The organism is Rhodococcus sp. C26F, assembly GCF_053345925.1.
On the sequence record NZ_JBKFBA010000033.1, the window covers coordinates 47,631 to 61,962 of the forward strand.

Consider the following 14,332-nt stretch of genomic DNA (forward strand, 5'->3'; position numbering starts at 1 on the left):
AGTCTCCGTTCCGCGGCATGACCCTTCCTGCAAACTGAACCAACCGGACATATGCGATACAGTTCCCGGTTTAGCGGGTGGTGAGTGCTAGACAGGCTGGCAATCGGGGCAGCCACATCGCGGTGGTTACGCGAGAGGGATTGTCGTGAAGTTCGACAAGAAGTCGATCCTTGCCGGCGCCGCTGTTGTGGCGGTTGTCTGCGTTGCTGCCGGCACGGCCATTGCGTTGTCCGGGAACTCCGAAACGCGTCCGACCGGCGATCCAGTTCCGGGAACCTACTCTCAGATTCCGCGTGAGATTGGGACACACGAGATCGAATTTGCGGACGACGAGGTGTGGCCGCTGCTCATTACGGGCGAGGCTTTGGTCTATTTCCAGGACCCCACCGGGTCCGCCGGAAGAAGCCTCGGAAAGAAGATGACCGGGGTCAATCTCGAGACCGCCCAGTCGTGGGAATACATGATGGAAGGCGCATACTGCGGTTCTTCCGAGATGTACTCGCAGGATGCGACCATGGTGGTATGCCGGGTGTCGGGGACAGACACCACCACCATCCTTAACCCCAAGGATGGCTCTACCGTCGCATCCATACCTAGCCTGCAGGGCAACGACCATGTCGCCGGTGACACGCTCTATACCTGCTGGCGTGAGGACGGAACGTTCAAACTCGCGGCTCGAAAAGCCCCGGACTTCACCGAGGAGTTGCTTGTCAGGGTTCCTGCGAATACTGAGAACCCCTGCAACTTCAGTCTGCACGGCGACAAGATTGCGATCTACAGCAACCAAAACTGGGTGACGGTCGTCGAGGAGGACGGCACGATCGTCTACCAGGATTTTCAACGTCAGGGCTCGTTCAACTCGGCCGGGCTGCTCGAGACGATGGTTTACAACTCGGAAGAACCTCTTGAGGACAAAACATTCGACGTTATCGACCTGGACGGGAAGAAGATTTTCGAGTATTCCGAGCCCTTCGAGGAAGTGCCGAGCATTCCGGGTGGGCGTGATAGCGGACTCTTCATCGATGAATACGGGGCAGTGCGCGAACGCTCTACGGGACGCGTCCGCTGGACCTATGCAGAGACGGACCATTTTCGTGTCGTCGGACTGGCCGGCAACACGCTTCTGGTCGTCGAGAACTCTGAGAGGCTGCGCGCCTACGACGCCGAAAACGGAGCCCCACTGTGGGCCATCAGCGTCGATAGTGTGCTCCCCGATGACGCGGAGTCCTTGCCCGGAAACCCCGGTGGCTACTCGCTCACCGATAGAAAGCACCGCGTCGCAGGTGACGGCGAGGTCCTGCTGTTTGCATCCGGAACACGCCTGACTGCAGTCGATGTCGCCACCGGTGACATCCTGTGGAATATGGGCACCGGAGGCTGGATCGTCGACGAATACCAGGACTACATCGTCCTTTCCGACGACGAACGCATGCGAGTCCTTCACTTCCAGTGACCCTGTGCACGGGTGAACGATCTATCGGTCGGCCCGTAGTTGCACGAGCTCAGGCAGTTTCGCGGATCTGCTCGATCATATGTTGGGTGGCGTCGGCGACATCCAAGTAGGACTGTCCGAACGCGTCGCGGTCGGCAGCAGCAGGTATGTCCGGCACAGCGAGCACACCCGACTGCACGCATGCGCCGGTGCGACGAAGCACCTGTACCGCGAGTTCCAGACCACCAATCGGCATGTATGCCATCGGCGGGTCGCTCTGGAACAACTCCGGAGACGTATCGGCGTCGACGAGTGTGAAGGTCAACGCGGTGAGCAGCTCGGCGATCTCCCGGGGGTCAAGCCCAACAGGATCAGGAACTCCGGATTCGAGCAGCATCCGAAGTGCGGAGGCAAGCTTCGTGCGCAGCAGCCCCATGGCCGCGTAGCGGGCGTGAACGTCAATCGCATGCACGTGTGCGGGCAACCGACGCTCGGGATAGGTGGCGGTCATCGCGGATCTCCTGGTGTCGAATTCCAGTGGTGTCACCGGGCAGGTCAGCGAACGTCGCCGTGCGCGGCGGTGATGATGTCGTCCAGCCATGACGCGGTGTCACGAAACCCGGCCGCGGCCTCGATAGGACTCTGGTTGGTAGGCACTGGACACAGGCCTGCGTCGATGTTGCCGGCCGTCGCTATCAGCACATCGCGTGCGAACGCCAGCGCTCCGGTCACAGAGAACACCATCGGATAGTCGGTGCGCAGGAACTGGCCGGTGTCTCCATTGGTGTTTTTCTCGATGGTCGCGAACAGCTCCAGGGCCTCACAAATCTTCAGCGGATCAACACCTGGAGCAGACCCGCCCGCTTCAAGTGCGATACGCAATGCGTGCGTCAATGCGTGCTGCACCAAACCGTTGTCGCCGACGCTGATAGAGCAGTCGATGTCCTCTACCGAAAACGGCACTCGGGTGCGAGCAAATGTCTTCATATCCGGAGTGTGCCTCACCCGATTCGGGTGGAGCGCTCCCTGCAATGCCCCGTCGGCGCCGTTGCGGCCCTATACATGAGGTCACCGACAACTGAGAACGCTCATGAAGTGGAGTGACTATGCCGCACCGCGCGCCCACCTACCCGCCCGTCGAATGGGCCTCCGAGTTCGGGGACGATCCGAACGATCTGCCGGGTCGATCGGATCGACGGCCACCGAAGCCCCTGCGGCCGCACGAGGGCTACCGCTTCTTTGCTCTGCCGGCGACAGCTGCGTACGTTCCGGACAACTCCTACCGAGTGGACCTGGGCGAGCAGGTCCTGCTGCATGAGGGTGTACCCGTCGCGGTTATCAGAGCCGATGGACGCCCACAGTGGTCTGCGCGACGCTCGCAGGATGAGTTTGCTCGCTGGGCGGAGGACCTGCGCTGGATCCAGCAGGTGCCGGCAGCGACGACACTGACCCACTTTGGTTTCGGCCTACTGCTTCGGGAGGCACGCACAGCGGCGTGGTGCGAGAAGCAATCGAAGACTGCGTTGATGTACTCGACCGTTGACGAGGTGCGCCGAGGACGGTGGCGTGCAGAAGAGCTTCTCAAGGCAGACCGTCCCGAAGATCTTCAGTTCCTGGCGCGTGTCGATCCCCGAGCGGCGTACTACTGGCATCGCGGCCGCCGGCACGTTCTGGTCCCCGGGCTAGCTGCGCTGCTCCCCGAGTCGTCGGCGGGGGGATGGCTTGCAGATGTCGCCTCGGGGAGAGCCTCCGTGGCCGGTTGAGTCTCTCCGAAGGCCACATACCGGGCTCGACCTGCATGAATTGCTGTCAGCAGGGTCCGCATGCACGCAGCTGTCGCCGTGCCGCCAGACTGGGGACTATGGAGATCAAGGGGAACGTCAAGCCCACAGCAGTGGCCACCGCATACTTCCGTTCGGTGGAGTCCAAGCGACCAGATCACCTGTTCGTCGACGATCTTGCCGAGAAGTTCGTAATCGCTTCCGGGATGTCTCCTGATGGAGACCTTCGTCTGCCGAACGTCACCGAGACCAGGTTGTATCGCACCAACGCAGCGCGCACCCACTACCTCGACGAGCAGGTTCGCCAGGCTGTCGCGGCAGGTGTATGCCAGGTAGTGATCCTGGGTGCAGGCCTGGACTCTCGTGCCTTCCGGTTGGGCTTGTCTGCGGAGGTGACCGTATTCGAAGTGGACCTCGAGAGCTTGTTCGAGTTCAAGGACGCCGCGGTCGCGGCGGCCGGCCGCGAGCCGACTTGTCGCCGCATCACAGTGGCTGGAGACGTGGAAACCGATGACTGGTCGAGTGCGCTAACTGCGGCCGGGCACAACGCTGCCGAGCCGACTGTGTGGATCGTCGAGAGCTTGTTCTTCTATCTTGGGGACGAGCAGAACGAACGTCTTCTGTCGACCATCAGCGAACTCAGTGCTAGTGGGACGGTGCTGTGTGGCTCTCACTTCGGTCCGGGCTCACGCGAAGAACAGCAGACTCAGCAGATGAACAACCGCGCTACTGAAGCCGGTTCAGCGTTCCGGTCGTACGTCGACGACCCTGCTACATGGCTGCGGCCGCACGGATGGGAGGGCGAAGGCGTAAGTATCGCCGACTACGCCGCGACCATCGACCGTCACGTTCCGTACACGGAAGAACCGGGCAATGTCGTGGCGTGGCTACTGTCCGGTCGGCGTTTGTAGAGCTGTAGTCTCCGGTGCTGCTTGGGCGGCACCGAACATGCCGATGTCGGATAGCTCCACCATGAGCCGGTGGGCAGCTACGGAGTCTTTCGAGGCGCGCCATGCTGCCCACCGGGTCAGGGTCGGCTCGGTGGGCGTAAGCACCACACCCTCATTGAGGCGGGTAGCTTCTTGCCATTCGTGCATCCGGTTGCGCAACAACTGATACCGGCGGTAGCGCCGGGGGAGCGTTTCGGCGATCACGATTCCACCGACAATTGCGAAGGTGGCAACGAGACCGAGAACCAGCACGAGGGACACGGTTTTCGAGTGCTGCGCGTACCAGGTCTCATCCAGGTCCGGGTCGTTGTTGACATACAGGTCAGCGATTTTCATCGCAACGTAGGCGGCTGCGATGGTAGCTCCGACGGCGAAAGCGGCAAGACCTGCCGCTAGCGGGCCACGTCGAACCTTCCTCATGGCGTTGACGGTTACCACCAGAATGGAAAGCGCAGCGACTCCGATCGTGCCGAGATAGACGGTCCAGTACGCCGCCAGCCACCCAGTCATCGGAAAGTCGGCAGTCATGTAGCTCGTGGGTGATTCTGTGACCGGAGTCATCAGGAAGGTCCCTGCCATCAATGCCGTCACGACGGCATAGAAGTAGGGGAGTCGACGAGAAGTCGACCAGTTGCCACCGATGGTGAACGATGCGAACGCCGCGAACGCAGTCGCGGCCAAGGTGCCCAACAGCATTCCCGTGAAATCGGTCAGGTTGTACACACCAGTGATGGCATGCAGCCCTTCGTCGATGTACTCATCGGTAATAACAGGGACGCGTGCGAGTTTCGCAGACCCCAGAAGGCCGAGAGCCGCGGTGAGGATCCACGTTTCCCGAAGGCCGCGGTATCGGTACGCGCGCCAGGCGGCGATCAGAACGAGAGCTAATGGCAATGCGATGCCCACCAAGATTGAGGTCATGGCACTGCCCATCCGACGGCACGGGCTAGGCGCCCGAGGATTGCGCTGTCGTGGTCACCAACATCGTCACCCCACAATGGTCGTGTCAACTCCTTGGCTCGGGACATGAGCAGCGTCGCTAACCATTCGGCCTCGCGTTCGATGGGGTCTGTCAGAAGCGTGCGGTTCTTGCAGTAGGTGGGGAGCAGGGTTTGCGCCACGTCACGGCTGATCGAGGGCATGAGTGTGCGCAGGTAGATCTGCTGCAGTGTCTCGGCAGTCCGAGCGTCGGGACGGTGCCGGAAGATGATGTGGGCCAACTCGTGGCAGATGATGTGGTCACGGTAGTCGCCTTCGGCCTTGGAGGTGACGAAGACGTAGTCGATTCGCTCGTTGGGGAGCCAGGCCCCGGTGATCGTATTTCCATCCTGGTCTTCGACCTGTGTTTTCTGGTCGGGGATGGTCATCAACTGAATAGCGCGACCGTTTCGGATGGAGAGATCGGCGATGAACCTCTCGATACTCCAGGGGCGGCTTACGGGGAGATCCTGCAGAACACGTTCCGCGGCCTCACGGGCTGAGTCAGATGACGTCTCTGGACCCGGCCGGTCGCTCATTAATGCTCCTGAGTAGAGAGATGACTTGTCTTCGTTCGGCGGAGGATGCGCGCCCGGGGTTGCGTCGTAATCCCACCCACGGGACCCCCGCTGTGCGCATGGCGGCAAACAGTTCCAACTGCTCCTCGAGATCGACGGCATCGTCGTCGGTGAGGTATTCCGGGGCGAACCCGAAGACCTGAGCTATGCAGCTGAGGACAGCGTCGGAAACATCCGTCACGGCACCGGAACGGAGATTCTCGATGTCTTCGGTCGTGATGGCCGTGTTGAACCGCGAGTTCACTTCAGCTGCGACACTGGCCGGGGTGTGCGAGGAGCCGTCGGGCTTGGGGAGAGTTGTGAAGAGGCGATCGATGCGCTCAGACAGACGTGACTGACGCCTATCGTTCATGCCGTACCTCCCTCTTCTAACCCGTGTGATTGGCTCGGCGGTGGAGTCGCTGCGTAAACGCTTCAGTCTGTTCCTCCGTCAGACCGGCAACTCTCCCGCTCAGCCAACGACGATACAAGCGCTCGGTCAGTTCTGGTTCAGCGGTGCCGTCGGTCGGGGCATCGAGAAGGTGGCCGAAGGCCAGCTCGAGGACTGCGGGAACCTCCGTGTTGGAGATCCGATTGCGTTCGAGGACTTCGGTGGCCCAACGTCCTGCCAGACTGGAAGTGGAGGACTGGACCTGTCGAACAGACTCGCCGAGGTCGTCGCTGCCCGCTGCGTAGGAGTCAGTGAGCCGGTTGACTGCTCGGAGCAGGCCGGCCAGTTCTTCCACCGCTACAGAGACCTGTGACACACCGATCAGTGATTGGCCCGAAGTGTGGTCGGACGCGTTCCCGTCGCCGTTCGATGCATAGGTTGGAGCGTCAGGCAGTGCCCGTGGGATGCCGCCCGAGAGCGTTCGAGCCGCTGATCCTGGCTGCCACTGCAAGCCCGCATCTAGCTTTTGAAGCGTGGGGGCGGAAGGATCGGGACCGCTGTTTTCTTCGATGGTTGCGAGTCGGCTGACCGAAGGACCGCCCGCCTGTTGGACCTGCGCGCGAGTCAGGCCGAGTTCGCGGCGACGGGCGGCGACGTAGTCGCCGAGGCGGGCTGAATCATTGGCCATTAGCTGGAACACCTCATTTGCGGTCTGTTGGCGTGCGCCAATGGGTTCCTCGGCTTTCGGGGGCTAAGCGTTACTCGAGCTACATCCAGAACGGTGCTTCTGTCAATCCAACGTATTGCAGTAACTATGGCATAGGACTCAGATGGTGCTCAAATGGTGTTGAAATACATCTTCGATGCGTATATGTTCCTCCGTTGGGAGGAGGTAGACGAGGGAAGTAGATGATTCGGATCGACGTGGACTCGTTGAAGCTCGACGAGTACCTCGCGACCATCGAGGGATCAAGAACCTACGACGACATCACTGTCGACAACGGTCACACCTTGATGACCTCATTGTGGAGGGCACTGTGCGAGCTCGGGGATGCTGATGTCTTCACCATCCGTGATCGGGAGGGTGATCATGGAAACCTCGACATCAGCATCATCAGCGAGTATGGCAGCACCGATGACGACACCGGCGGCGAAATCGTCCGCGTGGTAGCAGTTCTCGGTCGTCGATTCCCACACATGGCCGGCCGACGCATGTCGACAGCCATCAGCGTCGGGCAACTGACGTCACCGTGGGAGCTCTGCCAGGATCAATGCGGCGGGCCAGACTTTGCCCGCGCTGTCGCACACGGTATCGCCGATCTCGCCACCCGCGCGGTCGATGATGCCCGGTCGATCCTTAGCTACAACCCATCCAATATCTCTGCCTAGTCGCCGCATAGCGGCGCATCATCGGAGAACAACCCTGACCACAGGGACAAGACGCGTGAGGCCCCGGACNCCTCACGCCGTTCACCGTCTCGGCGTGCCGCACCTTCGGCCGCGACCCCTTATCTTTCTCACCGCCATCGCGGCCGCGAGACCACACCCACGTGCGCTCGCCGCCTCGACGCAACCCCGATCGGGGGACCTCTCCACACCACGAGTAAGGACACACGCATGCGCTCAGAAGGCCACTTGCCGAGTGAAAGCCCGCCCAGCTCTTCCTCCGCACTGGTGACAACTCTGGCCTGGACCCTGAACCACCGGCTATCGACAGTCTCCGAACCTGACGACGACGAACTGACCATCCTGTCGTGGATGCTCGCAGGGGCTATCGCGTCCCACTGCAGCAACGTGGCAACAACGACGTCGATGGAACTGCAACCTCGCGTGCTTGACATCTTGCGACGACAGCGGACTCATACGTATCGGGAACACCGGAACCTCGACCTCGTTGCCAGAGCAGTGGCCGCTGTCAACACAACGCCCTCTCACGCAGTGGCCGAGTCCAAGTCGTGAAGAGTCGCAGAAACGACGTCACTGAGCGTGTACTCACCCAGGACGGTGTGATGGTAGGTACCGTGCCCGTTCTCCTCGGCCAGCGGCAGTAACGGACACTGCGACACCTCGTCGAGGAAATCGATCAACCGGTTGTACGTGTCGACGGGAAGCTGCAGCACTTCCAAAGGCGGCTGAGTTACCAAATGGCGCGCAACATCCTGTGATAAGGACTGCACTCTCCGCTGCACCTCCAAGGACAGATCTCGCATCATTGCCGAATCAGTTGCAACGTCCGACATTGCCAGAACCGCGGTGTCTGCCAACTGCTCGACTATTCGGGCTGCCCTCATCAACTCCACCAATGTGGCAGCCGCCTGCGCGACTGTATGGGCAGACAGCAGCACCGTCGGCGCAGATTCGCCGGGGACCGCGCTGGCCAGAATTGTCGGGGCAAGGCTGTCCGCCCAACGTTCCACTGCATCGGACGTGATGACTGTGCGGGCCAGGTCCGGGGTGATGCCGGCCGATTCGGACACCAACGTAACCATGTTGTTGACGAATTCACTGACGACTTCGCGGGAAACGGCGATGTTACGTTCCTGCAGGATCGCACAGAGCCGCTCCGTTTGCGCGACATGCCAGCTGGTCTCGTTCATGCGCCAGATCATGACGTACCAGGTTCGGGTGGACGAGGCGATGAGTGCCAACGACCGACGCATCCCTGAATGCATGAGAAGGACACCTGATGGCCGGAACAACAGCATCGATACGGGAGTGGAGTGTGCAGAACGAAGCGAGTCGTGCCGCCGTGCAGCTACGTGATTCGGTGCAGTGGATGCGTGGTGACATGGCGGCGGTGATGAGGTTGTTCGCCGAACAACACAACGCCAATGTCCACTGGGCTGACAGACATCCGGAACATCCGCACGCGGACGTGCTCACCATGCTCACCGAATGGATCCAGCACTACTACGGCTTCGTCCCGAAACCACCCCAGCGTGCGGACACGGGATTGAGTTCGGCCCCTCAACTCGTGCAGCAGATCATGCACACGCGGGCTGACTCATTCGCCGCTTTGCCGATCCATGTCCTGCCACCTCGGGTGTTCGAGACCATTCTCATGCTCGCAGGAACCGACACCTATCGACGCGAGCCTCTTCCGCTGAGCACAGCGTGGGAACCTACAGGACTGTTGGTGCTTCCGACCGCCATCCTCCGCCGCAATGAGTCCCGATTGGACCAGATGCTGGCGCAGGTGCTGGGTCGTTCACCCGAGCCGGACACGCTCTCGGCGGTGTCGTGGCTTCGCGAACCCGCCCGTGAAGGTGGTGATCAGATCCGAGTGGGGGACTGGATCGTGCCGGAAGTGGGCTATCAGGGCTCCGGTATAGACGACAACGTCGGTCAGGCGCTAGCCGCCTTCGACAACAACAGCGAGTTACCTCCCTGGTTATGGACCAACGAACAGATCCACCACGTTCAAAGCGCAGCGCACCCATCCAACGATGCACGCCGACGAATCCACTCCGCCGCTAACGACCTGAAAACCGGCACCGTTGTTCCATGGACGCGGGGAAGCGTCTACGACGATGCCGAGGGCCTACTTGCCTTACGTCTGACCCACGTGGCCTGGGATGCAGTCCAAGCAGGGATCCTCTGCAGGGTGCCGCTGGAGGGTAACGAGCCGGCCTTTCTCGTGCAGCCGTCCTAACCGCTGGGCTGTGCCCACTCCACCGCGTACCGACCACGCTGTCCTGCACCGCCGAACGTTTGGGTGCCACAACGACACTCTTCAACCGGAAAACAGCCTCAGCCGGCCACCGTCTGTCTACGGCCGGCCGCGCTGTCGTGCCGCGGCCTTGGGTGCCGAGACGCAGGGTTGATTGCAGTACATCGCAATCGCGCAAGGAGGCCCACATGTCGATCACGTTCTACCCCGAAATGGCACCGGTCATCGGTTACCGGCTCGTCGACCACCTCGGTGGTATCAGCGAGCTGTTCGCGGAGTATTCCGAGGCGGTTGCTCGATTGGACGAGCTGCACGCGTCCGATGCAGTGCTGCAAGGTTGCACCGACCCGGAGTCCGCTCGTGCGTACGGCGCAACGATCGAGGCCGTCACATCCGACGGCGAGGACGTGCCGGACCTCAACGTCTCGAATGCGAACGCGGCAACGTTGTTGGACGTTCTGGGCTTTTCTGGTGAATGCAGCGGCGCGTGCTCGGCGGAGGACTTCCTCGGCCGCGTTCTCACTGCTGAGGCACTGAGCCCTCAGGATGCAGGTGTGCCCGCCCATCAAGTCGGCGCCAGCCCCCGCGTCATCGACTGTGGTCGACGCGCGGGATACATCCAGGAGCGACTCGAAGAGCTACGTGTCATCGCTGAATGGGCGCGCGCACATGATCGAAGGGTGCAGTGGGCCTGATGAACTCCATCGGTCGAGTTCCGAGTGATGAAGTCAGGTCCAAGGTTACAGCGAGTCGATTTTCCTCTCGATGCAGTCGTCGACCAGTGAGTAGGTGATCTCTCCAGCAGATCCGACTTCCGAACGGCACCGGTCTTTGATTACTTGGTAGTGTTCGCCACCAGACTTTTCGGGGACCCAGAACCCCCAGACGAGCAGCGCGACAACGCCGATGAGGACGCCCCCGCTTAGGGTGAGGCGCTTCCGATAGCGCCTTCGCTCTACAGCAGTATCACTGTCCCCAGTCAGGGAAGGCTTGGATGCCAGGCAGGCGATAACCCCGATAATGGCGCCCCAATAGAGCAATTGCGCCGCAATTCCCACGGGAAGTGGTAAAGCTGTGTATTTATCAATACCCTGAGTAAGAAGGAAAAAGTTTTGCGCCATAACAAATGGCCAAAATATCAGCATGAGAACAACGCCGAGAGCTAAAAGAAAAATTACGAGCGCAATAAGTTGAGGCATCGGCACCTGCTGGCTTCCATAGTCGATCGGGCTGGCTACTACTACTGCGCAGCGCCGAAGGAGCACCCATGGAAGCCGCGAGCGTTGAGGATCCTAAGGGACTGGATCGCCGGCTCGATCGTTGAGGGGTGCAACGGTGTGGTGGAAACACCGACTGCTGACACGACACACTGCGGGCCTTCCCATCCGGTGGGTTGCGGGGCCGCGCACACCGTAGAGACCTCTTTCACCAGCCGTCGATCACCAGGAACAATTCTGTCGGTATCGAGAAGTCAGAGGGGATTTACGAGCGCAGTCCAACGATCGGGGGAGCCCAAGAGAAGGCCGTCAACGGGCTTTCCGTATGCTGCATCACAGGTCGGGAAGCCTATGCACCGGTAGTCGGTGCCGTTCACGGGAGTATTGGTTGTCTCGACCTTGGCTTAAGCCGGCCTTTATCGGTGCTGTCGCTCTGCTCAGTACGCTCGTGGTCTCCTGTAGTAACGGGAACGACGTCGGTGTGCCGGAGGAAGTGGTCATCGACGCATCCGCTACCGAAGATAATCCGGTTCGGTTGAAGCTCACCGAGTTGGCCGAGTTCGATGTGTATTACTACACGCACGAAGAAACAAACATTCTCGACAACAAGCTCGTATACCCGGGCGGACTCCAACCGAACGTGAACTGGGAGCTTGTGGTTGATGACGAGGTTACAGCCGCGGAAGGAACCAATTTAACGTTTCGCGCCAAAGTCGAGTTGTTCCACAATGGCAAACCGATTGATAGCTACTACTTTCACCGCAGCAGCGACGTCCTGAAGAACGAAATCGTTGCAGAACGAGAATTCGGCCCCGATGCTTACGGCTGGGGTGCTTCCCCGTACAAGGCTCCGTACCAGCTCAGCAACGAGTCTGGCGAGCCCAATACCCTCGTGATGGCCAGCGACACCGGCACCGACTTCGAATTCCGCTTCTCAGAGATCGAAATCGGCACAGAACCGTTCACACCTACAGAAATCGTCAAGCCTTCGCCGCCGCCGCCGCCCACGTTCGAGGACACCCCGGAAGACCAGTTCAACCAGCTTGTCTACGAGAATCGCTGGGCCCTGCCGCCGACGGCGACCACGGAGTACACCTACCCCAACGGCAGAACAGTGCCGAAGGAACGTGTCCCCGCATTTGCCGTCAAGTCTTTGTTCGACCAGATCAACGAACGCCGGGACAGTACTGTCAGCTCCTGGTCGCCGGCCCAGTTGATGGAGGACTGGACGACCCGCTGGAACAAGGACCTGATCACCGCTGGTGTCGACCTACTGGGCGACGACGCCATCAAGGAGACATGGCAGCAGGTCCAGCAGGGAAACATCGAACGGTGGTTCAGCAGCGGCACTTGGGTTGTCGGTTACGGGGAGAACGAGATCCCTCCGGGCACCTACCAGACCACCGCTGCTCCCGGTGAGCTGATCAAAGACGGTTACTGGGAACGCACATCGACATCGGGCGACATCATCGACAACGACTTCGTCACCTCCGCACAGCAGGTGACCGTGACGATCACTCCCACAGATGGACAGTTCGAGAGTTCTCGTATGGGCGTCTGGAAACCGGTGGGCTGATCTCCGCATGCCGTGAGAACCTTCATTTCCAGCAGTTGATCCGGCTGGCGGTAGCTGCTACGCAACGCCGAAGGAGCACCCATGGAAGCCGTGAGTCATCGACGATACGAAGGAAGTGGATCGCCGGTCCAACCGTGAACCGGTGCAGCGCAACAGTGCTGCCACCGCACGATCGGTCCGTCTGGAACGCCGGCCCCACCGGCTTGGTCCGCGCCGCGCAGTCTCGGTATGACCGGTGTACGCCGAGCATGCGGTCAAAGTACGCGTGACAACGCCCACGGGCAGCGTCGGCTGTCCACCGACACGGCCGCGTAACGCCGTACATCACATTGGCGATAGTGCAAAAGTTATGGATCCCCGTGGCAGAGTACGCAACTCTGCTCACACAGCTAGGAGCTTTACGCAGTGACGAAGTTTGCCACCACATGCTTTAGTGCCGCCGCGATGGTGGTGCTTGCAACCACCCTCAGTGCCTGCGGCGACGAAGGGACACCGTCGGCGCAGGAAGACACGGCGGCCTTCGTCAACATCGTCACGCCCACTACGACTGCAACGCCTATCGACGTCGAATCTGTGCGGGACTCTGTCCGGACAGCAGGAAACAACCTGGTTACCAGTGCTGGATGGTTCGACTGTTATCAGCAAACACCGACGAGCTGCACTGGCCAGGAACCGGTCGAGCCGAAAGACAACGACGCCTTCGACGACCTCTACGACAGCTACTCCGCAACGTGCCAGGAGCTGATCAGTCGCAGCAACTTCCGGCTGGATATGGCAGAACGAGTTCGCCCGTGGATCGTCGATGACGACGCGGACCAGATCATCGCCAACATCGACGAACAAGAGCGGACGGCTACGACGACCGTCAACCAGACCGACGGGTCGTCGATCGTCCTGCACTTCGACCTGAAGGATCCGTGGGGTATAGCTCCGCAATGCAATGAGGATGGAACTCTCCACATCGAGATGAACTAGATCCCACTTCAACGTCCCTGGGACGGCAGGACGCGAGACCATGCCGACCGCCTGACACAAATCCACGCGCGAAGGCCCCAGCGGTCGACTCCATCATGAGAGTCCACCTGCTGGGGCCAGCTCAATCCCACACGCCGTATCGCCACTGGCCATGGCGGTCGGCGCGCGAAACAAGCCGCCTCATCGAATCGTGAGTGCCTCGAAGCCGGAACATCAACTACCCACCACTGCGTCTCGGCCGGTCCGGCTGTCCACCACCTTTACCGGCTCTACGCACTTTGCAGGGGCGTGATGCTGTCCGACCCCGTGCCGTGTCGGTGATTGAAAAAGGGCCCGCGCCCTTGTGAGCTGGGTGTTCTTCAGGCAACCAGACCAGCAAGGAACGCGGGCATGCTCCACAGTAGTGGCTCACTGCTGCTCGATCTCGACGGCATCGTCGTCGAGTCGGTGCAGCGCATCGACGACGGCAACCGGATCGTCCGGCTCGGCACCGACCCGAGGTGGGCCGGCGTGTGCCCACAATGCGGGCAGATATCGACCCGATCGAAGGGCTGGGTCACCACCCATCCCCGGGATGTGCAGATCGGTCCGGACCGCCCCGTGCTCGAATGGCGGAAACGGAAATGGTTGTGCACCAATAGAGTCTGTGATCGCAAGGTGTTCACCGAGTCGGTGCCGGGCATCCCGGCCCGCGCCCGCATCACCCCGCGGGCGAAGACGATGATGGCCGCCGCCGTCCTCGACGAGGATCGCTCGGTCGCTGCCGTCGCCGCCGAGTACCGGTGCGCCTGGCACACCGTTCATG

Annotated in this window: 16 protein-coding genes and 1 pseudogene; 9 read left to right on the forward strand and 8 right to left on the reverse strand. The window is 60.9% G+C overall.

Features of this window, described 5'->3' with window-relative positions; genetic code table 11:
• Positions 1–145: 145 nt before the first annotated feature.
• On the forward strand, positions 146–1,453 hold the full coding sequence (locus ACLBYD_RS24165) for an outer membrane protein assembly factor BamB family protein (protein WP_138846245.1): 1,308 nt from the start codon (positions 146–148) through the stop codon (positions 1,451–1,453).
• A gap of 49 nt (positions 1,454–1,502) precedes the next feature.
• Here the strand turns inward: ACLBYD_RS24165 and ACLBYD_RS24170 are convergent, their stop codons facing one another.
• Both ACLBYD_RS24170 and ACLBYD_RS24175 read right to left on the reverse strand, forming a co-directional pair.
• Positions 1,503–1,943, reverse strand: a complete 441-nt coding sequence (locus tag ACLBYD_RS24170; RefSeq protein ID WP_138846246.1) for a hypothetical protein — start codon at positions 1,941–1,943, stop codon at positions 1,503–1,505.
• Positions 1,944–1,987: 44 nt separating this feature from the next.
• Entirely contained in the window at positions 1,988–2,419 is a 432-nt protein-coding gene (locus tag ACLBYD_RS24175) for a hypothetical protein (protein ID WP_138846247.1), read from the reverse strand.
• A gap of 119 nt (positions 2,420–2,538) precedes the next feature.
• Here ACLBYD_RS24175 and ACLBYD_RS24180 point away from each other — a divergent pair, with 119 nt between their 5' ends.
• Entirely contained in the window at positions 2,539–3,195 is a 657-nt protein-coding gene (locus ACLBYD_RS24180; protein WP_237211466.1) for a hypothetical protein, read from the forward strand.
• 98 nt (positions 3,196–3,293) lie between these two features.
• Positions 3,294–4,124 carry a class I SAM-dependent methyltransferase gene (locus ACLBYD_RS24185; RefSeq protein WP_175428174.1) on the forward strand — a complete coding sequence of 277 codons (831 nt, stop codon included), beginning with the start codon at positions 3,294–3,296 and terminating at the stop codon, positions 4,122–4,124.
• Here ACLBYD_RS24185 and ACLBYD_RS24190 read toward each other — a convergent pair.
• The 4 genes from ACLBYD_RS24190 to ACLBYD_RS24205 all read right to left on the reverse strand — a co-directional run bounded on the left by ACLBYD_RS24190 (position 4,101) and on the right by ACLBYD_RS24205 (position 6,777).
• Positions 4,101–5,084 carry a hypothetical protein gene (locus ACLBYD_RS24190; protein ID WP_237211465.1) on the reverse strand — a complete coding sequence of 328 codons (984 nt, stop codon included), beginning with the start codon at positions 5,082–5,084 and terminating at the stop codon, positions 4,101–4,103. The two genes, ACLBYD_RS24185 and ACLBYD_RS24190, sit on opposite strands and share 24 nt — an antisense overlap.
• Positions 5,081–5,530, reverse strand: a complete 450-nt coding sequence (locus ACLBYD_RS24195) for a hypothetical protein (protein ID WP_254584756.1) — start codon at positions 5,528–5,530, stop codon at positions 5,081–5,083. The genes ACLBYD_RS24190 and ACLBYD_RS24195 overlap by 4 nt, the downstream gene beginning before the upstream one ends.
• Before the next feature lie 115 nt (positions 5,531–5,645).
• Positions 5,646–6,071, reverse strand: coding sequence for a hypothetical protein (locus ACLBYD_RS24200; RefSeq protein WP_237211463.1), 426 nt, complete (start codon positions 6,069–6,071; stop codon positions 5,646–5,648).
• A 16-nt stretch (positions 6,072–6,087) separates the two neighbouring features.
• The gene (locus ACLBYD_RS24205) at positions 6,088–6,777 is read right to left on the reverse strand and encodes a helix-turn-helix domain-containing protein (protein ID WP_237211462.1); all 690 of its coding nucleotides are present in this window, start codon (positions 6,775–6,777) and stop codon (positions 6,088–6,090) included.
• 221 nt (positions 6,778–6,998) lie between these two features.
• Between ACLBYD_RS24205 and ACLBYD_RS24210 the strand changes: the two genes are divergently transcribed.
• Positions 6,999–7,478, forward strand: a complete 480-nt coding sequence (locus ACLBYD_RS24210; RefSeq protein WP_237211461.1) for a hypothetical protein — start codon at positions 6,999–7,001, stop codon at positions 7,476–7,478.
• Between the two features lie 542 nt (positions 7,479–8,020).
• Here ACLBYD_RS24210 and ACLBYD_RS24215 read toward each other — a convergent pair.
• A complete protein-coding gene (locus tag ACLBYD_RS24215) occupies positions 8,021–8,686 on the reverse strand; it encodes a hypothetical protein (protein WP_237211460.1) in 666 nt (221 codons plus the stop codon).
• Positions 8,687–8,775: 89 nt separating this feature from the next.
• Between ACLBYD_RS24215 and ACLBYD_RS24220 the strand changes: the two genes are divergently transcribed.
• Both ACLBYD_RS24220 and ACLBYD_RS24225 read left to right on the forward strand, forming a co-directional pair.
• Entirely contained in the window at positions 8,776–9,741 is a 966-nt protein-coding gene (locus ACLBYD_RS24220; protein ID WP_254584757.1) for a hypothetical protein, read from the forward strand.
• 206 nt (positions 9,742–9,947) lie between these two features.
• On the forward strand, positions 9,948–10,454 hold the full coding sequence (locus ACLBYD_RS24225; RefSeq protein ID WP_237211458.1) for a hypothetical protein: 507 nt from the start codon (positions 9,948–9,950) through the stop codon (positions 10,452–10,454).
• A gap of 45 nt (positions 10,455–10,499) precedes the next feature.
• Here ACLBYD_RS24225 and ACLBYD_RS24230 read toward each other — a convergent pair whose 3' ends face one another.
• Entirely contained in the window at positions 10,500–10,964 is a 465-nt protein-coding gene (locus ACLBYD_RS24230; RefSeq protein ID WP_237211457.1) for a hypothetical protein, read from the reverse strand.
• 493 nt (positions 10,965–11,457) lie between these two features.
• On the opposite strand from ACLBYD_RS24230, the gene ACLBYD_RS24235 reads away from it, so the two are divergent.
• The 3 genes and pseudogenes from ACLBYD_RS24235 to ACLBYD_RS24245 all read left to right on the forward strand — a co-directional run.
• Entirely contained in the window at positions 11,458–12,552 is a 1,095-nt protein-coding gene (locus ACLBYD_RS24235; RefSeq protein ID WP_237211456.1) for a hypothetical protein, read from the forward strand.
• Positions 12,553–12,957: 405 nt separating this feature from the next.
• Complete coding sequence (locus tag ACLBYD_RS24240) at positions 12,958–13,527, forward strand: hypothetical protein (protein WP_237211455.1); 570 nt, start codon at positions 12,958–12,960, stop codon at positions 13,525–13,527.
• Between the two features lie 343 nt (positions 13,528–13,870).
• Positions 13,871–14,332: pseudogene (locus ACLBYD_RS24245) on the forward strand (transposase family protein); the annotation flags it as partial.